Below are 21078 nucleotides of genomic sequence, written 5' to 3' on the forward strand. Positions count from 1 at the left end.
GGGGGGGGGGGGGGTGTGTAGGGGGGTGGGATTGGGTTGTGGGTTGTTTTTTGCGTCCCCCCCCCCCCCCCCCCCCCCCCCCCCCCCCCCCCCCCCCTCCCCCCCCCCTCCCCCCCCCCCCCCCCCCCCCCCCTCCGCCCCCCCCCCCCCCCCCCCCCCCCCGCGGCCCATCGCGAACCTGCCGCGATCGGTGAGATGTGACGTGATTTCTCTCGCGGAATACGTCACTGTGACTCCGCCGCTGACGCAGCTTCTCACTTGGGCACGACGGCCCTCATGACGGTCAAGCCCTGACCGCTGCCCGAGGGCAGGTGACGCACGTTACTCCATTCGCTGGCCGCACAGGTTAGTATTGACGATCGTTAGCACTCATTGAGTGAGAGTGCCAGGAGGAAGACAAGTGCCGACCTACCAGTACCAGTGCACCGAGTGCGGCGAGGGCCTCGAGGCGGTGCAGAAGTTCACCGACGATGCCCTGACCGAGTGCCCCAACTGCGGTGGCCGCCTGAAGAAGGTGTTCTCGGCCGTCGGCATTGTCTTCAAGGGCTCCGGCTTCTACCGCAACGACAGCCGCAGCTCCTCGTCGAGCAGCTCGCCGGCGTCGTCGAAGCCGTCGACCTCTTCTGCTTCGTCGTCATCGACCTCGTCGTCATCGACCTCGTCGTCCTCGTCGGACTCGAAGTCGTCGGGCACCGGCTCGTCCAGCAGCAGCTCCGCCGCGTAGGACCTGTCCGCCGCGTAACGCCTAGTAAGGCTCGGCCTTGCGGGACCCTGCCGTCATACGACGGCGGGGTCTTCGGCGTTTCCCGGCCCGGCTAGGGTGCGGTTCATGGCGAACACGGAGAACCCAGCGAGCCCGGCCGGCGAGCAGCCGGCGGCCAGGGCCGAGATCGGTGTGATCGGCGGCTCGGGCTTCTACTCCTTCCTCGACGACGTGACCGAGATACAGGTCGACACCCCCTACGGGCCACCCAGCGACTCCCTGTTCCTCGGCGAGATCGCCGGGCGGCGGGTCGCCTTCCTGCCCCGCCACGGCCGCGGCCACCATCTGCCGCCGCACCGCATCAACTACCGGGCCAACCTGTGGGCGCTGCGCTCCGTCGGCGCACACCAGATCCTCGGACCCTGCGCGGTGGGCGGACTGCGCCCGGAGTACGGGCCAGGGACGCTACTCGTCCCGGACCAGCTGGTGGACCGTACGAAGGCGCGGACGCAGACGTACTTCGACGGGCTGCCGCTGCCGGACGGCACGGTGCCGAACGTGGTGCATGTGTCGCTGGCCGACCCGTACTGCCCCGTCGGGCGCAAGGCGGCCCTCGAAGCGGCTCGCGGCCGGGACTGGGAACCGGTGGACGGCGGCACGCTCGTCGTGATCGAGGGACCGCGGTTCTCCACCCGTGCCGAATCGCTGTGGCACCAGGCGCAGGGCTGGTCGGTGGTGGGCATGACCGGCCACCCCGAGGCCGCGCTCGCCCGTGAACTGGAGCTCTGCTACACGTCGTTGACCCTCGTCACCGACCTCGACGCGGGCGCCGAGACCGGTGAGGGCGTCTCGCACGACGAGGTGCTGAAGGTGTTCGCGGCGAATGTGGACCGGCTGCGGGGTGTGCTCTTCGACGCGGTCGCGGCGCTGCCGGGGAACGGGACGCGGGACTGTCTGTGCACGACGGCGCTGGGTGGCATGGATCCGGGGTTCGCGCTGCCGTAGCAGTGGTCACGGCCGTAGCAGTGGTCGTGGCCGTAGCAGTGGTCACGGCTGTGGTCACGGGATTGCGGAACTTCTCGTTCGAGTGAGGGAGTTGTCCACAACCCGTCGGTAGTCCACGGGCTCCGACGGGCTTCGCCGCGAGGCCTCATCGTGGGATCGCAAGCCGATCTCTCGTCACAGGTGGTGGTCACCATGGCACAGCTCTCTCCTCTCGTACGCCCGCCCGGCGCCGACACTCCTCCCACGTGCGAGGTGCCGCATTTCGCGCCCGTACGGGTGCGAGGCGCGCGGCACCGGCTACGGCGTCTCGTACGGCACCGGAGGCGGGCCGTCGCCGCGGGGCTGGCGGTCACGGCGGCAGCACTTGTCGCGGCGGGCCCTCGTGAGGCCGAGGGGGCGCGGGGTCATCCGTCGCCCGCTGCCACCTCCTCTGCCACCTCCGCTTCCGCTCCGGTACGCGAGCGACGCGCCGTCGAGATGGTGACGGCGCCGGTGCGGATCGCCGATGGGGCCACGGTGCGGTTGTTGCGGCCGGGCGACCGGGTCGATGTGGTCGCGGCGGACAGCGGCGGCGAGGCCAGGGTGGTCGCGACCGGGGCCCGCGTGACCGAGGTGCCGGACGTCACTGCCACCGAGAGCGGGGCGCTGGTCGTCCTCTCCGTCCCGCGAGCGTCGGCGGCCCGGCTGGCCGGCGCGAGCGCGACCGCACGGCTGGCGGTGACGCTGTGCTGAGCGACGCGACCGGCGGTGACGCCGCGCTCGGTGACGAATCGGTGTCAAGTCTCTCGATCGAGCTTCCGAATTGGACAGGTCCGGCACGCCCTGCCGTAGGTTGCGGAGCTGTTTGTTCCACAACTTGTGCAGAGGGGTCTCTTGGTGAGCGAGAAGAAGCAACCCGGCGTCTGGGAAGGCTTCAAGGCCTTTCTGATGCGTGGCAACGTCGTCGATCTGGCCGTCGCGGTGGTCATCGGCGCGGCCTTCACCAACATCGTCAACTCGGTGGTGAAGGGCGTCATCAACCCGCTCGTGGGCGCGATCGGCACGCAGAACCTCGACAGCTACAGCTCCTGCCTCAAAAGCCCCTGCACCGGCAGCGGCGACACCGCGACGGGCATCAGGATCATGTGGGGTTCGGTGCTGGGCGCGACCCTCAGCTTCGTGATCACCGCGGCCGTCGTCTACTTCCTGATGGTCCTGCCGATGTCCAAGTACCTGGCGCGCCAGGCGGCCCGGCAGAAGGCGAAGGAGGGCACGCAGGAGGTCATCGAGGTGAGCGAGCTGGAGGTGCTGAAGGAGATCCGCGACGCCCTCGTGGCGCAGCGCGGTTCGGGGCACAGCCAGGACTGACGGCGAAGCTCTGGGCCCGGGCCCAGGAACTCGCGGGCCGGGCTCAGAGGTGGTGGGGCGGCTTCTCGTCGAGGAAGCGCTTCAGGTCGGCCGCGCTGTCACCGGTGCTGTCGGCCCGCTCGCCCCACCCACGGTCCGTGTCGTCCGAGGACTGCTGGCTCAGCGGGTCGTCGAAGACCAGCGCCGATTTCGGATCGCGCGGTTCGGGAGCGGGGGCGGTACTCATGCGTCCAGAGTACGCCGAGGGGGTGGCGGCCCGCCCCGGCTCAGCCGGGGGCCTCGGCGCCGGGACGGGCGCAGAACCACCAGCAGACGACGAGACAGGTGGCGTAGAAGCCGATGAACAGCCACAGCGCGCTGGTGACGGAGATGTTGGCGAACATCGCGGGGATACGAATCCATTGCACGCCCGCGAGGGAAGGCCGAGCTGCCACATTGGTCCCCGGTCGGAGACCGAAGGTCCTCCTGCCCGGCGGGCGCGGCTCCCCTTGCCTCGTCTGACCTGGTCATCCCTTCGGGAATTTGACCCCAGGTCCGCTTGTGAACGCATTCACAAGAATTTCCGGGACTTTTCTGCTGTGCTTGGCCATATGACGTCCAGTTCCCCTTCCGATTCCGCCGCGACGCCACGGCCGGCCGGCCGTGGGCCGCTGCGCAGAATGACCGCCCGCGGCCGCGACGAGGCGCACCGGGTCGCGTCGCCCCTGGAGCTCTTCTTCGACCTGTGTTTCGTCGTGGCCATCGCCCAGGCGGGCGTCCAGCTGGTGCACGCGGTGGCCGAGGGGCACGCGGGCGAGGGCATCCTCAACTACGCGATGGTCTTCTTCGCCATCTGGTGGGCCTGGATGAACTTCACCTGGTTCGCCTCCGCGTACGACAACGACGACGCGCTCTACCGGGTGGTCACGCTGGTACAGATCGCCGGAGTGCTGGTGCTCGCGGCCGGGGTGTCCCGAGCGTTCGAGGACCACGCGTTCCTGCTCGTCTGGCTCGGCTACGCGATCATGCGGTTCGCGATGATCGCGCAGTGGCTGCGAGTGGCTCGGTCCACCGAAGGGGCCGAGAGAACCATGGCACTGCGGTACGCGGGCGGCGTGCTGCTGTGCCAAGTCGGCTGGCTGGGGCTGCTGGTCCTGCCGGAACACGGCCGGCCCTGGGTGTTCCTGGTGATGGCGATCGCGGAGCTGTGCGTACCGCTGTTCGCGGAGAAGGACTTCACGACGTCCTGGCATCCGCACCACATCTCCGAGCGGTTCGGCCTGTTCACGATCATCGTGCTGGGCGAGACGATCGCCGCGGCCACGGTCGCCGTGAAGTCGGGCGTCGACGAGAACGACGCGCTGGGCGAACTGCTGCCGATCGCCGCGGGCGGGCTGCTGATCGTCTTCTCCGCGTGGTGGATCTACTTCGTGGTGCCCATCCATGGGCATCTGCGATCCAACGCACAGGCGTTCCTGTGGGGGTACGGCCACTACCTGATCTTCGCCTCGGCCGCGGCGATCGGTGCGGGTCTGGAGATCGCGGTCGAGCAGGCGGTGGGCAAGGCGCACATCTCGACGCTGGCCGCGTCCGCCGCGGTGACGCTGCCGACGGCGCTCTACTTCCTCACGGTGTGGGCGCTGCACTCGCGTCACTTCAAAGTGGGCATCGCTCAGCAGCTTGTCCTGCCGACCACCGCGTTGCTCGTCATCATGTGCACCTTCCTGGGCGGCTGGGCGGTGCTCGCGGCGGGCATCGTCTCGGCGCTGGCGGTGGTGGTCGGGGTGACGTTGACGGCACGGATGGTCACGCGGGAGGGGGCGAGACCCGCGTAAGGGAACACTGGGGCCATGACAGTTGATGCGCTGACGGATGTCGCGGGCCTGCGAGTGGGGCATGCGACACGAACCGTTGCCGGTTGGCTCACCGGCACCACGGTCGTGCTCGCTCCCGAGGGCGGTGCGATCGCCGCCGTGGATGTGCGCGGTGGCGGCCCCGGCACCAAGGAGACCGACGCGCTGGATCCGCGGAACCTGGTGCAGAAGGTCGAGGCGGTCGTACTGACCGGCGGCAGCGCGTACGGGCTGGACTCGGCGTCGGGAGTGATGGCCTGGCTGGAGGAGCGCGGACGTGGAGTGCGGGTGAGCGCCGACCCGGCGCACGTCGTACCCGTCGTGCCCGCCGCCGCCGTCTTCGACCTGGGCCGCGGGGGCGACTTCCGGGCCAGACCGGATGCCGCCCTCGGCCGGGCCGCGGTCGAGGCCGCGGACGCGAGCGAACCGGGCAGCCCGGTGCGGGAAGGGTGCGTGGGCGCCGGGACGGGTGCTGTGATCGGGCAGCTCAAGGGCGGGGTCGGCAGCGCGAGCGCCGTGCTCGACTCCGGGATCACGGTGGGCGCGCTTGTGGTGGCCAACGCCGCGGGGTCCGCGATGGAGCCCGGAACGGGGGCGCTGTACGGGGAGTTGCTGCAGGACCGTACGGCGTACCCGTCGATCAAGGTGCACGAGGCAGCTCGGCAGCGCCTCACCGAGGCCGCGGCGAAGAACGGCTCTCCCCCGCTGCACACCACGCTCGTTGTCGTCGCCACCGACGCCGACCTCACGCGCGCGCAGGCGCACAAGCTGGCGGGCACGGCGCACGACGGGATCGCGCGCGCCGTGCGGCCGGTGCATCTGATGAACGACGGGGACACGGTGTTCGCGCTGGCCACAGGCGACCGGCCACTCGACGAACACCCCCTGGCGCTCAACGAGATCCTCGCGGCGGGCGCGGACCAGGTGACGCGGGCGATCGTACGGGCGGTGCGGGCGGCCGAGTCGGTGGACGGGCCGGGCGGGGTGTGGCCGTCGTACGAGGAGCTCTACGGGGGCAGATAGCCGGAAGCCGCCACGGGCTCGGCGGCCAGGGGGCTGCCAAGGAGTCGGCGGCCAGGAGGGCTGCCAGGGGCGGGCGTTGGGCGATTGTCCCGGTTCTGTCACGTGATGGCGTTGCGCGCGGGCGGAGGGAACCCTTCCCGCCGCGGTTCGCTCTTTCTCCACGCACTGGAGCGGATCACGCACATCACGAAACCTGGAGCAGCCCGTGACAACGCCGGACACAACAGCGCGGCGCGCACTGGGGGCCTGTGCCGCCCTGATGGTCGGCGCCCTCGCCCTCACCGCCTGCGGCGGCAACGCCAACGCCGACAGCAAGAGCGGCAAGGACAGCAAGAACGCGACCAAGACATCCACGGCGAAGATCGTCATCTCTGCCAAGGACGGTTCGACGAGCGCGTCCATCAACGCGACCGGGGTGAAGGTCAGCGACGGCAAGCTGACCGACGTCAAGATGACGGTGGCCGGGACCGGGACGGCCGTTGCCGGGGCGATATCCGCGAACGGCGGCGCGTGGAAGCCGAAGGAGCAGCTGGAGCGCGGCACGAAGTACCAGATCTCGGCCACCGCGAAGGACGCGAGCGGGCGGACCTCCGCCGCCAACTCCATCTTCACGACGGTCTCCTCGAGCAACAGCTTCATCGGCACGTACACGCCCGACAACGGCACCACGGTCGGCGTCGGGATGCCGGTCTCCTTCAACTTCGACAAGGTGATCAGCGACAAGAAGGCCGTGCAGTCGCACATCACGGTCAGCTCCAGCAGCGGGCAGCAGGTGGTGGGGCACTGGTTCGGGGCGCAGCGGCTCGACTTCCGGCCCGAGGAGTACTGGAAGGCCGGTTCCAAGGTCACGATGAAGATCGACCTGGACGGGGTGGAGGGCGCGAACGGCGTCTACGGGGTGCAGAAGAAGACGGTCACCTTCACCATCGGGCGCTCCCAGGTCTCCACGGTCGACGTCAACACGCAGACCATGACGGTCGTGCGTGACGGCAAGACTCTGAAGACGGTCCCGATCTCGGCGGGCAGCCCGCAGCACACCACGTACAACGGGCAGATGGTGATCTCGGAGAAGTTCGTCCAGACGCGGATGAACGGCTCGACGGTCGGTTACGGCGGCGAGTACGACATCCCGGACGTGCCGCACGCGATGCGGCTGACGTCGTCGGGGACGTTCATTCACGGCAACTACTGGTACAACCGCGGGAATCCGCCCTTCGGCCGGCAGGGCACCAGCCACGGCTGTGTGGGGCTGGCCGATGTGCAGGGCGCGCAGGGGGACACGACCGCCAAGTGGTTCTACGACAACTCCCTCATCGGGGACGTCGTGACGGTCAAGAACTCCCCCGACAAGACGGTCGCGCCGGACAACGGGCTCAACGGCTGGAACCTGTCGTGGAGCGCGTGGACCGCGGGAAGTGCCGTCTGACGAGGGCCTTTTGAAGCCCGCACGGGCCGCGTGGGAACTTGCCGCGCGGCCCGCTCGTTTTCCGTCCGTACGTTTTCTCGGTTCGCGGACATGATGTCCGACCGAGGAGCTACGGTATGCACCCACAAGGTGACATGCAGCAACGCCGGGAGAAACCTTGAGCGTTCCGTACGAGACAGCAGCGTACGAGCCACCCGAGTCGCCCGAGTCTCCGGAGGAGCATCTCGCGCGACTCCTCGGTCGTGCCCTGAACTCCTTCGAGCTGCCCGACGAGACGATACGGCGGCTCGACTGCGCGCTGGCGCACGACAGTTCGCTGCACTCCGCGCACCACAGCGCGGGGCTGCACCGCGAGACGTACCGGCACACGTGGCTGCTCGCCGACGGCTCAGCGGTCACGCTGTGGGAGCTCGTGCACAACACGGCGCCCGGCAGCGATCCGCAGCACGAGGTGTACGTCGACGAGGAGGAGCTGCGCACCGCCACGGCCCGGCTCCCGCTGCCGCCGGACGCGCCCGACTTCGAACTGCCCGTGATGGTGCAGCTGTCGCCGATCCCCGAGCCGCGCCACGCGTACGTGCCCGACGACTCGGCGGACCACGCGCGCCGGCTGCTGCGGCGGGCGGAGAACCCCGACGTGCCGGGGGCCGACATCACGACGCTGCTGCTGCGCGACGCGCTCGCGCATCAGATCACCCAGGCGTTCGGCCGCCCTTGCCGCGCGGGCCAGGGCCAGGCCGGGTTGTGCTTCTCCCTCTACGAGCACGCGTTCCTGCTGCGCGACGGGCGGGAGATCTCCCTGTGGGAGGTCGAGCACACGGCCACACCGGACCGGCGGCACATGTGCGAGGTGTACACGACGGAGGACGCGGCGCGGGACGCGATGGAGCGGCGCGCGGCGCGACTCGGCTGACATCGGCGCATGCGCCTCCGGACACTCCAGACGCTCCGGGGTGCGGGACTTCGTGCGCGTGCGCTCCGGGCGCAGGCTTTCAGTCGCGCTGGAGCGCGCGGCTTCGCGCGCGCCGAGCGTGCGCGGCATGGGGTGCGCCGGGGCTGGTGAGAGTGGGTCTGCGCGGGTGCCCGTCATGGGCAGTGGGTACCGGTTCCGGGCATCGGTTGCGGGCGCCGGGCGCCTGGTAGGGGCGCGGGCGGTGGTTGTGAGCGCCGGGCGTGGGCTTCGGTTGGAGCGCCGGGCGGCGCCCACTGCGGGCGCGGCGTGTACCAGCGCTACGAGGCATTGCGAGGCGCTACGAGCGACTGTCGCTGAACTGGCGCACCAGGCCCGCGAAAGCGGCGCGCTCCTCGGGAGTGAGTTCCACGGACTCCGCGACGGGGCCGGACTGGCGCTGGCGAGGCAGGGCCCGAAGCGTGTCGCCATAGCGCCTCACCGCGGCCTCGAAGCGGTCCCGGCGCAGGAGGCGTACCAGGCCGACGACCCAGACGACGGTCGCCAGGGCGAGGGCGGCGACGCCTATCAACTGGAGGATCGACACGTGCTCAGGCATGCGCCCCAGTAGACACCACGGTCCGGGACTTTGGTCCCGGACCGTGACGCATCTCGCAGATGCGGTGAAAAACTCACAGCTGCCCTAAAGGGGCGAGTGGTTGGCCGTTCAGGCCGCGATCGGCTCCTTCGAGGAGGCCTGGGCCGATATCGGAGCGTCGGCGACGTCCACGGTGACGCCCTCGGGGTTCTGCTTGCGCAGGCCCTTCAGGACGACGACCAGGGCGGTGGTGACGCAGACGCCCGCGGCGATGGCGATCAGGTAGAGGAACGGGTTGCCGATCAGCGGGACCACGAAGATGCCGCCGTGCGGGGCGCGCAGCGTGGCGCCGAAGGCCATCGACAGGGAGCCGGTGACCGCGCCTCCCACCATGGCAGAGGGGATGACGCGCAGGGGGTCGGCTGCCGCGAACGGGATCGCGCCCTCCGAGATGAAGGAGGCGCCCAGCACCCAGGCGGCCTTGCCGTTCTCGCGCTCGGTCTGGGTGAAGAGCTTTCCGCGCACGGTCGTCGCCAGGGCCATGGCCAGGGGCGGGACCATGCCCGCCGCCATCACCGCGGCCATGATCTTCATGGCCGAGTCGCTGGGGCTGGCGACGGCGATACCCGCGGTGGCGAAGGTGTACGCGACCTTGTTGACCGGGCCGCCGAGGTCGAAGCACATCATCAGGCCGAGCAGGGCGCCGAGGAGGATGGCGTTGGTGCCGGTGAGGCCGTTCAGCCAGTCGGTCATGCCCTTCTGGGCGGAGGCGATGGGCTTGCCGATGACGACGAACATCAGGAATCCGACAATCGCCGCCGAGATCAGCGGGATCACCACCACCGGCATGATGCCGCGCAACGCCGCCGGGATCTTGACCTTCTGGATCCCGATCACCACACCACCGGCGATGAGACCGGCGGCCAGACCGCCGAGGAATCCGGCGTTGATGGTGAGGGAGATCGCGCCGCCGACGAAGCCGGGCACGAGACCTGGCCGGTCCGCCATGCCGTACGCGATGTAGCCGGCCAGGACCGGGACGAGGAAGCCGAAGGAGACGACGCCGATCTGGAAGAACAGCGCGCCCCAGCTGTCCGCCTGGGTCCACAGGAAGTGGTCCATGACCGACGGCGCCTTGTTGATCTTGTAGCCGCCGATCGCGAAGCCGAGGGCGATGAGGAGACCGCCTGCGGCGACGAACGGGACCATGTAACTCACGCCGGACATCAGCCACTTGCGCAGCTTGGTGCCGTAGCCCTCACCGGACTCGCCGGCGCGCTCCACCGGCGTGCCGGGCGCGGCTCCCGACGTCACCTCGCCGCGCTCCGCCTTGCCGCGGACCTCGGAGATCAGCTCGGTGGGACGGTTGATGCCCGCCTTAACGCCGACGTCGACCGTCGGCTTCCCGGCGAAGCGGTCCTTGTCCCGTACGGGCACGTCATGGGCGAAGATCACGCCGTCCGCGGCCGCGATGACCGCCGGGTCGAGCCGGGTGAAACCGGCCGAGCCCTGTGTCTCGACGACCACCTCGATGCCCGCCTCGCGGCCCGCGTTCTCCAGCGACTCGGCCGCCATGTAGGTGTGCGCGATGCCGGTGGGGCAGGAGGTGACGGCGACGATACGGAACGGACGCTCGTCGGAGGTATCGGTGGCGCCCGGCGCCGGGGCGGGTCCGTCCTCGACGGTCGCTCCCGGCACCGGGGCCGTGCCGTCCGTGGCGGTGCCGGCGGAGGCCGCCGCGTTCGACTCCGCCACGGAGTCCTGGGGGGCGGCCGCGGCCGCCGGGGGCTCTTCCCCGCGGATGAGCGCTGCCGCGGCCGCCGCGTCGTTCACGGCCCGCAGCGCGGACGTGAACTCGGCGTTCATCAGCTGGCGGGCGAGGGACGACAGGATCGTGAGGTGGGCGTCGTCCGCGCCGGCCGGGGCGGCGATCAGGAAGATCAGGTCGGCGGGTCCGTCCGGCGCGCCGAAGTCGATCCCGGCCGCGCTGCGCCCGAAGGCGAGCGTCGGCTCGGTGACGTGTGCGCTCCGGCAGTGCGGGATGCCGATGCCGCCGTCGAGACCGGTCGGCATCTGGGCCTCGCGGGCGGCCACGTCGGCGAGGAAGCCGTCGAGGTCGGTCACCCGGCCCAGGGACACCATGCGCTCGGCGAGGGCTCGTGCCGCCGCTTCCTTCGTATCGGCGGACAGGTCGAGGTCGACCAGGTCCGCGGTGATCATCTCGCTCATCGCGGGCTCCTTCGCACGCGTATCGCCCGGGGGGACTGGTGGGCGGGGGTGGGGACGGGGGTGACAGAGGGGATGGAACAGGGGACAGAGGTGAGGTGAGTGGTGGAGGCGGGGTCGGGGAAACCTCGCCTTCTCCCGGCGGTGGGACCGGGCAGGTCCCGCCTCCGTATGGCTGCGGCGGGGAAGGGGAGACCCCGCCGCTTCAGGGCCGGTCCAGGGGGTTGGGGCCCGGTGAACCCGGTGGGTCCGGGTCCGAGTCCGAGTCCGGTGGGCCCGGTGGGTCGCGCGGTCATGACACCGGCTCCGTCAGTACGCGGTCCATCGGGATCTCCGACGTGACGGTCACGGCGGAGGGGTCGAGGTCGGCCGGGCCCGGCATCACGCTGCCGGGGAGCTGGACGGCCGCGGCACCGTGGGCGACGGCGGAGGCGAGCGCCTCGGGGCCGTTGCCGCCGGCGATCAAGAAACCGGCGAGTGAGGAGTCGCCGGCGCCCACGTTGCTGCGTACGGCATCCACCCGCGCGCTGCCGAACCAGGCGCCCGCAGCGTCCACGAGCAACTGCCCGTCGGCGCCCAGGCTCGCGAGCACGGCGCGCGCGCCCAGCTCGCGCAACTCCTCGGCCGCCTTCACCGCGTCGCCCACCGTCGAGAGAGGGCGCCCGACGGCTTCCGCGAGCTCCTCGGCGTTGGGCTTCACGACGTCCGGGCACTCACTGAGCGCCGCCAACAGCGCGGGGCCCGAGGTGTCCAGTGCGATCCGGGCGCCCGCCGCGTGCGCCCGCGCGACGAGATCGGCGTACCAGGACGGCGCGAGCCCCCTCGGCAGGCTGCCGCAGCAGGTGATCCATTCGGTGTCGCCGGAGCGGTACTGCTGCCGCACCGTCTCGAGGAGCAGTTCGGCCTCGGTGGCGGAGAGTTCGGGACCGGGCGCGTTGATCTTCGTCATCGTGCCGTCGGGTTCGGCGACCGAGATGTTCGAGCGGGTGGCTCCGGCGACCGGGACCGGCGCGACCGCGATGCCCTGCGCGTCGAGCAGGTCGGCGACGAGTGCTCCAGGCGCACCACCCAGGGGCAGGACGGCGACGGTGCGCTGCCCGGCGGCCGCGACCGCGCGCGAGACGTTCACGCCCTTGCCGCCCGGGTCCATGCGTTCGCCGGTGGCCCGGATGACCTCGCCGCGGTCGAGCGACGGGACCTCGTACGTACGGTCGAGGGAGGGGTTGGGGGTGACGGTGAGGATCATGCGCACTCGTTTCTCAACACTCGACACATCCGTGCCGCTTGCCGCTCTGTACACAGCACTTCCGTGCCGCTTGCCGCTCTTTACGCTCTTGCGTTCTTTGCGCTCTTTACGTTCTTTGCGCTCTTTACGCAGGTACTTCCGTGCCCGCTACCGCTCTATACACACAGCACCTCGGTGCCGCCGCGCTCGATGACGGCGGCGTCTTCGGGGTTCAGGCCGCGGTCGGTGATCAGCAGGTCCACATCGCTCAGGTCGCCGAAGCGGGCGAAGTGCTCCTGGCCGTGCTTGGAGGAGTCGGCGAGCAGCACCACGCGGCGCGCGGCGTGCAGGGCCGCGCGCTTGACGGCGGCCTCGGCGAGGTCGGGGGTGGTCAGTCCGTACGAGGCGGAGAAACCGTTGGCCGCGATGAACAGCACGTCGGCGCGGATCTCGCTGTACGCGCGGAGCGCCCAGGCGTCCACGGCGGCGCGCGTACGGTGTCGTACGCGCCCCCCGACCAGGTGGAGCTGGATGCCGGGGTGGTCCGCGAGGCGGGCCGCGATCGGCAGGCTGTGGGTGACGACGGTGAGCATCGCGTCGAGCGGAAGGGCGGCGGCGAGCCGGGCTGCCGTCGATCCGGCATCCAGGATCACCGTGCCCTCGTTCGGCAGCTCGGCGACCGCGGCCTGGGCGATGCGGTCCTTCAGGTCGGCCATGGTGGACTCGCGCTCGGCGAGGTCCGGCTCGAAGTCCAGGCGCCCGGCGAGTATGGCACCACCGTGGACCCGGCGTACGAGGCCCGCGCGATCCAGGGTCTTCAGGTCCCGGCGGATCGTTTCAGCGGTGACCTGGAACTCCTCCGCCAGTGACACGACGTCCACCCGGCCGCCGTCACGGGCCAGCCGGAGGATCTCCTGCTGCCGCTCCGGTGCGTACATGTCCGTTCGCCTCCGACTGATGCCCGAACCTGTGGTTTCACTCGGAGGCTACGCCCGGATTTCCGGAAAGTAAACAGGTTCGGGCGTGATTCGGGCATGAACGGACTTTGAGCCCGGGGAGGGTGGGAGAAGGGGCAAGGAAAGAGGCAAGGAAAAGGGGCCCGGCACCTGCGGTGCCGGGCCCCTTGCGACCGAGTCAACGGTGGCTCAGCCGACGAGTTCGGGCTCCTTCATGGCCTCGCCCTCACCCTCGGCCGATGAGGCGTCCACGCCCTCCACATGCTGCGCCGGCCGCTTCGGAAGCGCGAACATCAGCAGGAAGATGGCCATCAGCACCGCCGCGACCCAGCCAAGGGCGTGCTGGAAGCCGTTCACGAAGGCCGGGCCCACCTGCTCCGGGGTCAGCCGGTCGCCGATCTCGCCGAAGAAGACCACCGACACCAGCCCGAGCCCCAGCGCGTTGCCCATCTGCTGCACGGTGTTGATGAGCCCGGACGCCGAACCGGAGTGCTCCCGCGGGACCTCCGACAGCACCGCGTCCGTCAGCGGGGCCACGATGAAGCCCATGCCCGCGCCCATGACCACCAGCGGAAGCGCCATCTGCCAGGAGGCGATGGCCATCCCGTACCGCTCGGACTCCCAGATGTAGAGGAGCACTCCGACCGCCATGATCAGCGCGCCCGCCTGGAGCACCTTGCGTCCGAACCGCGGGACGAGCAGCTGCACCGACATCCCCGCCGCGGCCGAGACCGCGAGCGAGAACGGCACGCCGGTCAGCCCCGCCCGCAGCAGGCTCCACCCCAGCCCCACCTGCAAGTACAGCGTCCAGACCAGGAAGAAGATGCCGAGGCTGACACCGAAGACGGTCTGTACGGCGATGCCCGCCGCGAAGCTCTTCACCTTGAACAGCGACAGCTCGACCAGCGGCGAACCGTCCCGCGCCGTCTTCCGCTTCTCGTACGCCACCAGCGCCGCGAAGACGACGAGGGCGCCGGCCATCGACGCGTACCCCCACAGCGGCCAGCCCAGCTCCTGGCCGCGAGTGAGCGGGTAGATCAGCATCAGCATGCCGAGCGTGACGAGGGCGACGCCGACGAGGTCGAGCTTGAGGGCCTGCGGGGCCTTGGACTCGCTGATGAAGCGGCGGCCCAGGATCAGTCCGGCGACACCCACCGGCAGGTTGATGAGGAAGATCGGCCGCCATTCCAGGCCGAAGAGGTTCCACTCGGTGAGCAGCGCGCCGAGCAGCGGGCCGGAGACCGCGCCCAGGCCCACGATCGCGCCGAAGAGACCGAAGACCTTGCCCCGCTCATGGGCCGGGAAGGTGGCGTGCACGATCGACAGCACCTGCGGCACCATCATCGCCGCCATGCCGCCCTGGAGGATGCGCGAGGCGACGAGCATCTCCGGGTTCGCGGCGAAGCCGCACAGGGCCGATGCGATCGTGAATCCGCCTATGCCGATGAGGAAGAGCCGCTTGCGGCCGTGGATGTCGCCGAGCCGCCCACCGGTGATGAGCCCGGCGGCGAAGGCCAGCGCGTAGCCCGCCGTAATCCACTGGATCTGGCTGAACGAGGCGCCCTCGTCCCGCCGGATCGACGGAGTCGCGATGTTGACGATCGTGACGTCGACCAGGTCCATGAAGGCCGCGGTCATCACGATCGCGAGCGCGAACCAGCGGCGCCGGTCCGCCGTGGCGGCCGCGCCGTCGACCGGGTTTGTGAGAGGGGTCTCGGTGGAGGTCATGGGGAGAAGGTAGAGCCCTATTAGGTCAGATCGTGTCCTAGATGTACGGCACCCTGGAAAACATGACTACGGATACGCCGGCCCGGCTTCTCCAGCTCCTCTCCCTCCTCCAGACGCCCCGCGAGTGGCCCGGCGGCGAGCTGTCCGAGCGGCTCGGGGTGTCTCGTCGTACTGTTCGGCGGGACATCGACCGGCTCCGTGAGCTGGGCTATCCGGTGCAGGCGAGCAAGGGGGCCGACGGCGGGTACCGGCTGGTGGCGGGCAAGGCGATGCCGCCGCTCGTGCTCGACGACGAGGAGGCCGTGGCGATCGCGGTGGGGCTGCGGGCCGGTGCCGGGCACGCCGTCGAGGGCGTGGACGAGGCGTCCGTACGGGCGCTCGCCAAGCTGGAGCAGGTGCTGCCGAGCAGGCTGCGGCACCGCGTGTCCACCCTCCAGGCCGCCACCACTCCACTCACCAGCGGGGACGGCGCGAGCATCGCGCCCGAGACGCTGACCGTGATGGCGTCGAGCGTCGCCGGGCGGGAACGGCTGCGGTTCGCGTACCGCTCCGGGGACGGGACGCCGTCGCGGCGGCTGACCGAGCCCTACCGGCTCGTCTCCACCGGCCGTCGCTGGTACCTCGTCGCGTACGACCTCGACCGCGAGGACTGGCGCACGTTCCGCGTCGACCGGGTCGCCGAGCCCTTCGCGACGGGCGTCCGCTTCACGCCGCGCGAGCTGCCGACGGGGAGTGCGGCGGAGTATCTGCGGCAGTCGATGTACCGACGGCAGCAGACGTACGAGTTCGAGGTCACCTTCGCCGCGCCCGCCGCGTTCGTCGCGGCGCGCCTGCCCGCCTGGCTCGGGGCGCCCGAGCCGATCGACGACCACAGCTGCCGGCTGCGCTCGACCGCCGGTGACTCCGTGGAGTGGCTGGCGGTGCGGCTCGCGATGGTGGACTGCGAGTTCACGGCGCGGGAGCCGACGGAACTGGTGGGGTTTCTACGGGAGTTGGGCGGGCGTTTGACGCGGGCGGCGGGCGGGCCGGAGCAGGACTCCAGTTTCGGCGGGTGGTGACGTGCGGAGACGTGCGGAGACGTACGGGAACAGCGGCGCCCAGCGACGTACGGGAATCTCTACGCCCAGCGACGTACGGGAACCTCTACCCCCGGCGACGTACGGGGAGCTCGACGCCCGGCGACGTATGGCGACCTAGCCACCCGGTGACGTACGGAACCCTCAGCACCCCGTGACGCACAGGGCCGTGTACGCCAACCTCACCGCCCCGTCACGTACTTGAGCGTCGGGCCCACCGACCAGCCGCCGTCCACGGCGAGTTCGGCGCCGGTGACGTACGCGGAGTCGTTGGAGAGCAGGAAGGCGACAACCTTCGCTGTTTCGTGGGTCTCGCCGACCCGCCCCATCGGGCTGTTCGGGAAGTGTCCGTCGCCCTGCTTGATGCCGATGGTCTCGGTCATCGGGGTGTACGTCATGCCAGGGTGAACGGAGTTGGCGCGGACCTTGGCCGTGCCGAGCTCCACCGCGGCGACCTTCGTCAGGCCGCGTCGCCCAACTCCCCCGCCAGGGCCTACCCTTCCTCGGCCAGTACGTCACCCAGCACGACGCTCGCTCCGGGGGCGACGGCCGTACGGGCGATGTCGGCGCCGATACCGCGGGCACCGCCGCTGATCAGGATGGTCTTGCCGGTCAGGTCGTTGCTCGTTCGGCGCTCCACGGAAAGTCACGAAGGGCTGCGAGATTGCGTACCGCGAGCGCGACGGGGCCGTCCGGTCCGTCGGCCGCGGCGTCCCCGGCCGCCCATGCCTCCACCGCCGCACGAACGGCTGCGCTGGCAACGGCGGCGCTCAGGCGGAGCTCGGGGGAAAGGGCGGGGGGAGGTTCGGGGGAAGAGGGGGGCTGGCTGGAGGCGGGGATGGAACGGTCGGCGGAGGCACGACGCCGGGAAGTGGCGGCGGGGGTGGCGGTGGGGGCGGGGCCGCCGGTGGCGACAGGGGTGCCGGTGGCGACAAGGGTGCCGGTGGCGACAGGACTGCCGGCCGGAGCAGGGCGGTCACCGGACGTGGCCCGGCTGACGAGTGCGGACGTACCGGCTCGGGCGGCGGTGTCGCCCGCCGACGCGGGCGCCTCGGCAGGCGGTGCACCCGTCGCCCGTCCGGCGTCCCCCGCCGCGGCGGAAATCCGCGCCGCCAGCACCCCCGCCAAGGTCCGCTCAGCCATCTGGCACTCCTCGCCCCACACCCTCAGCAGGGCCGGACTTCCCTCGGCCAGGCGAAGGAGGGAGCGGACCCACTCCCAGGACTCGCGTCTGACGGCGACGCCCGGGGTCATGGTGGCGACGACCGCGTGGCGCAGGGCCTCGGGGACGGACAGGTCGGCCGGGGCGTCGCGGACGGTCTCGGCCCACTTCTCGACACCCGCGGCGAAGAGGGGGCCGAGAGACTCCTCCTTGCTCGCGAAGTACCGGTAGAAGGTGCGCGGCGCGATGCCCGCCGCTCGGGCGATGTCCTCGGCGCGGGTGGCCCGCAGGCCGTTGCGCATGAAGAGCCCGGCCGCGGCTCGCGCGATCTCCATACGGGTGGCGGCCTTACGCCGCTCGGTCAGCGAGAGTCCGTCGACACCCGAAGAGACGCGGGCCGCGCGATCGACGGAACGCGCGCGTTCGGCGGAGGGGGCGCGTTCGGCGGAGAGCGTGGAGAGCGTCCGGTCGGCTGAGGGCGCGTGGACGGCTGAGGCGCGGGCCGCGCGGTCGGCGGAGGGCTCGTGGTCGGCGGAGCGCGCATGGTCTGCTGAGGCGCGGGCGGCTGGTTCGACGGAAGCCGCATGGACGGTGGAGGGCGCGCGTTCGACGGAAGCCGCGCGGTCGGCGGAAACCGCCCGTTCGGCGGAAGGCGTCCGGTCTACTGAGGGCGCGTGGTCGGCTGAGGCAGGGGTCGCCTCGCGTTCGGTACCGGTCACGGACGGCAGGTTATGCCTCTGTGGCAGAATCTGCCATCCGGGTCACCCCGGGGTTCAGGTTCGGGGTGGCCCGTCGACCTGCCCGGAAACAGCATCCGCGCGCCCCGCCCGTCCCCATCTCTGCGCGCCCCGCGCCCCCGTCCCCACCTGCGCAGGGACAGCCCACTCATCCCCCCCACCCCCTCGGCCCGGAAACAAAATGGAGCCGAGCCCCGGCGCCAGGGGGGGAGGCGCCGAAGCTCGGCTCTGGAAGAGTCCCGGCGCGGGGGGGGAGTGCGTCGGGACTCGGCTCTGGGGGCTGGGGGCGTACGCCGGAGCCCTGAACCCTGGGCCCTGAAGTCTTGTGCCCCGAGCCCAGCGTTTTAAAGCGGCCTTAGATGGCCATGTCTGGTCGACTTGTGGCCGACACCTGTCGATACGGGTCGGTACGTAAGCGCCGAGCGGGTCGGGAAGGGACCCGAACGGCCCCTGCAACCCTCACGCCACCGCTTTCCTTACGCCTCTGACGCCACCGCGTTCGTTACGACCTTCACGCCGCCGCGTCGAACCCGGTGTCGCGCGCCAGCTTCTTCAGCTCGAGGAGCGCGTGCTTCTCGATCTGGCGGATGCGCTCGCGCGTGAGCCCGTGCTCCTTGCCGACCTCCGTGAGCGTGCGCTCCCGGCCGTCCTCGATGCCGTACCGCATCTTGATGATGGAGGCCGTGCGCTGGTCGAGGCGGCCGATCAGGTCGTCCAGCTCCTCGCTGCGCAGCAGCGTCATCACGGACTGCTCGGGCGATACCGCGGAGGTGTCCTCAAGCAGGTCACCGAACTGGGTGTCGCCGTCGTCGTCCACCGCCATGTTCAGCGAGACCGGGTCGCGGGCCCAGTCCAGGACGTCGCCCACGCGCTCCGGCGTCGAACCGAGCTCGGTGGCGATCTCCGCGTGCTCCGGCTCCCGCCCGTGCTCGCGGTTGAACTCGCGCTGCACGCGCCGGATCCGGCCCAGCTCCTCGACCAGGTGGACGGGGAGGCGGATCGTGCGCGACTGGTCGGCGATGGAGCGGGTGATGGCCTGACGGATCCACCACGTCGCGTAGGTCGAGAACTTGAAGCCCTTGCGGTAGTCGAACTTCTCGACCGCGCGCACCAGGCCCGCGTTCCCCTCCTGGATCAGGTCGAGCAGGGGCAGGCCGCTGCGCGGATAGCGCCGGGCCACCGCGACGACCAGCCGGAGGTTCGAGCGGATGAAGATGTCCTTGGCCCGCTCGCCCTCGGCGACCAGCGCCTCGAGCTCCTCGCGGGTCGCGTCCGCCTTTGCGTCCTCGACCTCGCCGTCGAGGATCTGCCGCGCGAACACACCCGCCTCGATGGTCTGAGACAGCTCGACTTCCTTGGCGGCGTCGAGCAGTGGCGTACGCGCGATCTCGTCGAGGTACATGCCGACCAGGTCGCGGTCGGCGATCTCGCCGCCTACGACGCGAACACTGCGTGCCGCGTCGGTGGTCTCGCCGGTGGCGGACTTACGACGGGCGACGGCACGGGTTGCCATGCGTGCTCCCTTGCGATGGTGGCTTGCGGGTGGTCCTGGACTCGGGCTCACCCTCCCGGGTGCCCGGCATCCGAAGGAAACAACGACTGGAATCCGGACAGAATTCCCAACCCGCCCTTCGATTTTTCTGATCATGCAGTACCCTGTGCGACCACGCAGGGAGGCCGGATGCCGTCGGAGCGTACAGAGGTGCAGGTCAGGTCGGGAGTCGAGAGCGACCTCGACGGCCTCACGGACATCTACAACCACTACGTACGTGAGACACCCATCACATTCGATACCGCTGTCTTCACGCCGGAAGAGCGCCGCCCTTGGCTGCTCTCCCACCCGGAAGACGGCCCGCACCGTCTGATGGTTGCCGTGGACACGGATTCACAGCAGATTCTGGGGTACGCCACATCCAGCGCCTTCCGGGCGAAGCCCGCCTACGCCACCTCCGTCGAGGTCACCATCTACCTCGCCCCGGACGCGGGTAGCCGGGGCGTCGGCACGCTCCTCTACAAGGCCCTCTTCGAGGCCCTGTCCGACGAGGACCTGCACCGCGCCTACGCGGGCATCGCGCAGCCCAACGAAGCGTCCGTGCGGCTGCACGAACGCTTCGGGTTCCGTCACGTCGGCACATACCGGGAGGTGGGCCGCAAGTTCGGCCGGTACTGGGATGTGGCCTGGTACGAAAAAGACCTCTAGGTCAGCCGAACTGCACCGACCGCTTCGCCATCCCCAGCCAGAAGCCGTCGATCACCGACTTCTGCGACCTCGGCCCGTCCAGCTCACCGGCCGCGTCCGCCGCGCCCATGGTCACGAAGAGCGGCGCGAAGTGTTCGGTGCGCGGGTGGGCGAGCCGGCCCGCCGGGGACTTGCGCTCGAAGTCGAGCAGCGCGTCCACGTCACCGGCGTCCAGGGCGCGGTGCCCCCAGTCGTCGAACTCGCTCGACCAGGACGGAACGCCGCCGCCGGTGTGCCGCAGGGCCGCGAGATTGTGCGTGAAGAAGCCGGAGCCGACGATCAGGACGCCCTCGTCGCGCAGCGGCGCCAGCTTGCGCCCGATCTCGAACAGGCGGACCGGGTCGAGGGTCGGCATGGAGATCTGCAGGACCGGGATGTCGGCTTCGGGGAACATCTCGACCAGCGGGACGTACGCGCCGTGGTCGAGCCCGCGGTCCGGGATGTCCTGCACCGGCGTACCGGGCGCGCGCAGCAGCTTCCGTACGGACTCGGCGAGTTGGGGGGCGCCGGGAGCCGCGTACCGGACCTGGTAGTAATGCTCGGGGAAACCCCAGAAGTCGTAGACGAGGGGGACCGTCTCGACCGCGCCGAGGGCGAGGGGGGCCTCTTCCCAGTGGGCGGAGACCATGAGGATCGCCTTGGGGCGCGGCAGGTCGGCGGACCAGGCGGCGAGCTGGCCGGGCCAGATCGGGTCGTCCGCGAGCGGCGGGGCACCATGACTCAGATAGAGGGCGGGCATGCGCTGCCGCGAGGCACGCTCCTCGGTGGCGACAGACGTGACGGCAGACATGGCGGCGACTCCCTCCGAAGGGGTTCAATCAAAAGACCAGTTACTTGAAGTCTAAATCTCTGCACTTGTTAGATCCATGCACTCGTAGATGCACTCGCAGATCTATGTACTTGAAG

The 21078-nt window shown here is 70.5% G+C and carries 20 protein-coding genes and 1 pseudogene; 10 read left to right on the top strand and 11 right to left on the bottom strand.

Translation table 11 applies throughout. From position 1 onward, the window contains the following. The first annotated feature begins 400 nt into the window (after nt 1-400). The 4 genes from ACZ4WS_RS23095 to mscL all read left to right on the top strand — a co-directional run bounded on the left by ACZ4WS_RS23095 (nt 401) and on the right by mscL (nt 3055). A complete protein-coding gene (locus ACZ4WS_RS23095; protein ID WP_467983100.1) occupies nt 401-724 on the top strand; it encodes an FmdB family zinc ribbon protein in 324 nt (107 codons plus the stop codon). Between the two features lie 105 nt (nt 725-829). Further along, the gene (locus tag ACZ4WS_RS23100; RefSeq protein ID WP_467983101.1) at nt 830-1708 is read left to right on the top strand and encodes an S-methyl-5'-thioadenosine phosphorylase; all 879 of its coding nucleotides are present in this window, start codon (nt 830-832) and stop codon (nt 1706-1708) included. 192 nt (nt 1709-1900) lie between these two features. Beyond that, complete coding sequence (locus ACZ4WS_RS23105) at nt 1901-2440, top strand: hypothetical protein (RefSeq protein WP_467983102.1); 540 nt, start codon at nt 1901-1903, stop codon at nt 2438-2440. Between the two features lie 144 nt (nt 2441-2584). After that, nucleotides 2585-3055, top strand: a complete 471-nt coding sequence (mscL, locus tag ACZ4WS_RS23110) for a large conductance mechanosensitive channel protein MscL (protein WP_467983103.1) — start codon at nt 2585-2587, stop codon at nt 3053-3055. Between the two features lie 43 nt (nt 3056-3098). On the opposite strand, the gene ACZ4WS_RS23115 is transcribed toward mscL, so the two are convergent. Then, nucleotides 3099-3281: a hypothetical protein gene (locus ACZ4WS_RS23115; RefSeq protein ID WP_467983104.1), complete on the bottom strand. Its 183-nt coding sequence runs from the start codon at nt 3279-3281 to the stop codon at nt 3099-3101. 40 nt (nt 3282-3321) lie between these two features. Next, the gene (locus tag ACZ4WS_RS23120; RefSeq protein ID WP_467983105.1) at nt 3322-3462 is read right to left on the bottom strand and encodes a hypothetical protein; all 141 of its coding nucleotides are present in this window, start codon (nt 3460-3462) and stop codon (nt 3322-3324) included. A 183-nt stretch (nt 3463-3645) separates the two neighbouring features. On the opposite strand from ACZ4WS_RS23120, the gene ACZ4WS_RS23125 reads away from it, so the two are divergent. The 4 genes from ACZ4WS_RS23125 (at nt 3646) to ACZ4WS_RS23140 (ending at nt 8249) form a co-directional block, all read left to right on the top strand. Further along, entirely contained in the window at nt 3646-4869 is a 1224-nt protein-coding gene (locus ACZ4WS_RS23125) for a low temperature requirement protein A (RefSeq protein ID WP_467983106.1), read from the top strand. A gap of 15 nt (nt 4870-4884) precedes the next feature. Continuing rightward, nucleotides 4885-5910 (top strand): P1 family peptidase, encoded by a 1026-nt coding sequence (locus tag ACZ4WS_RS23130; RefSeq protein ID WP_467983107.1) that lies wholly within the window; start codon nt 4885-4887, stop codon nt 5908-5910. 205 nt (nt 5911-6115) lie between these two features. Next, nucleotides 6116-7336, top strand: coding sequence for a L,D-transpeptidase (locus ACZ4WS_RS23135; protein WP_467983108.1), 1221 nt, complete (start codon nt 6116-6118; stop codon nt 7334-7336). A 157-nt stretch (nt 7337-7493) separates the two neighbouring features. Further along, a complete protein-coding gene (locus ACZ4WS_RS23140; RefSeq protein WP_467983109.1) occupies nt 7494-8249 on the top strand; it encodes a DUF6227 family protein in 756 nt (251 codons plus the stop codon). Between the two features lie 337 nt (nt 8250-8586). Here ACZ4WS_RS23140 and ACZ4WS_RS23145 read toward each other — a convergent pair whose 3' ends face one another. The 5 genes from ACZ4WS_RS23145 to ACZ4WS_RS23165 all read right to left on the bottom strand — a co-directional run bounded on the left by ACZ4WS_RS23145 (nt 8587) and on the right by ACZ4WS_RS23165 (nt 14958). Beyond that, nucleotides 8587-8844 carry a hypothetical protein gene (locus ACZ4WS_RS23145; protein ID WP_467983110.1) on the bottom strand — a complete coding sequence of 86 codons (258 nt, stop codon included), beginning with the start codon at nt 8842-8844 and terminating at the stop codon, nt 8587-8589. 108 nt (nt 8845-8952) lie between these two features. After that, nucleotides 8953-11052, bottom strand: a complete 2100-nt coding sequence (locus ACZ4WS_RS23150; RefSeq protein ID WP_467983111.1) for a PTS fructose transporter subunit IIABC — start codon at nt 11050-11052, stop codon at nt 8953-8955. A gap of 289 nt (nt 11053-11341) precedes the next feature. Next, on the bottom strand, nt 11342-12295 hold the full coding sequence (gene pfkB / locus ACZ4WS_RS23155) for a 1-phosphofructokinase (RefSeq protein ID WP_467983112.1): 954 nt from the start codon (nt 12293-12295) through the stop codon (nt 11342-11344). Between the two features lie 155 nt (nt 12296-12450). After that, nucleotides 12451-13212 carry a DeoR/GlpR family DNA-binding transcription regulator gene (locus tag ACZ4WS_RS23160; protein WP_467983113.1) on the bottom strand — a complete coding sequence of 254 codons (762 nt, stop codon included), beginning with the start codon at nt 13210-13212 and terminating at the stop codon, nt 12451-12453. 207 nt (nt 13213-13419) lie between these two features. Then, on the bottom strand, nt 13420-14958 hold the full coding sequence (locus ACZ4WS_RS23165; protein ID WP_467983114.1) for an MFS transporter: 1539 nt from the start codon (nt 14956-14958) through the stop codon (nt 13420-13422). Nucleotides 14959-15020: 62 nt separating this feature from the next. Here ACZ4WS_RS23165 and ACZ4WS_RS23170 point away from each other — a divergent pair, with 62 nt between their 5' ends. Continuing rightward, entirely contained in the window at nt 15021-16016 is a 996-nt protein-coding gene (locus ACZ4WS_RS23170) for a helix-turn-helix transcriptional regulator (protein ID WP_467983115.1), read from the top strand. 200 nt (nt 16017-16216) lie between these two features. Here the strand turns inward: ACZ4WS_RS23170 and ACZ4WS_RS23175 are convergent. The 3 genes and pseudogenes from ACZ4WS_RS23175 to ACZ4WS_RS23185 all read right to left on the bottom strand — a co-directional run bounded on the left by ACZ4WS_RS23175 (nt 16217) and on the right by ACZ4WS_RS23185 (nt 19446). Continuing rightward, nucleotides 16217-16674: pseudogene (locus ACZ4WS_RS23175) on the bottom strand (SDR family oxidoreductase). Then, the gene (locus ACZ4WS_RS23180; RefSeq protein ID WP_467983116.1) at nt 16647-17915 is read right to left on the bottom strand and encodes a TetR family transcriptional regulator; all 1269 of its coding nucleotides are present in this window, start codon (nt 17913-17915) and stop codon (nt 16647-16649) included. The pseudogene ACZ4WS_RS23175 and the gene ACZ4WS_RS23180 overlap by 28 nt, the downstream one beginning before the upstream one ends. Before the next feature lie 529 nt (nt 17916-18444). Continuing rightward, nucleotides 18445-19446 (bottom strand): sigma-70 family RNA polymerase sigma factor, encoded by a 1002-nt coding sequence (locus tag ACZ4WS_RS23185; protein WP_467983117.1) that lies wholly within the window; start codon nt 19444-19446, stop codon nt 18445-18447. 168 nt (nt 19447-19614) lie between these two features. Here ACZ4WS_RS23185 and ACZ4WS_RS23190 point away from each other — a divergent pair, with 168 nt between their 5' ends. Beyond that, nucleotides 19615-20133 (top strand): GNAT family N-acetyltransferase, encoded by a 519-nt coding sequence (locus ACZ4WS_RS23190; protein WP_467983118.1) that lies wholly within the window; start codon nt 19615-19617, stop codon nt 20131-20133. Nucleotide 20134: 1 nt separating this feature from the next. Here the strand turns inward: ACZ4WS_RS23190 and ACZ4WS_RS23195 are convergent, their stop codons facing one another. Beyond that, nucleotides 20135-20962, bottom strand: coding sequence for a dioxygenase family protein (locus ACZ4WS_RS23195; protein WP_467983119.1), 828 nt, complete (start codon nt 20960-20962; stop codon nt 20135-20137). Nucleotides 20963-21078: the final 116 nt, after the last annotated feature.

The sequence above is a fragment of the Streptomyces sp. NPDC029292 genome, from assembly GCF_055569295.1.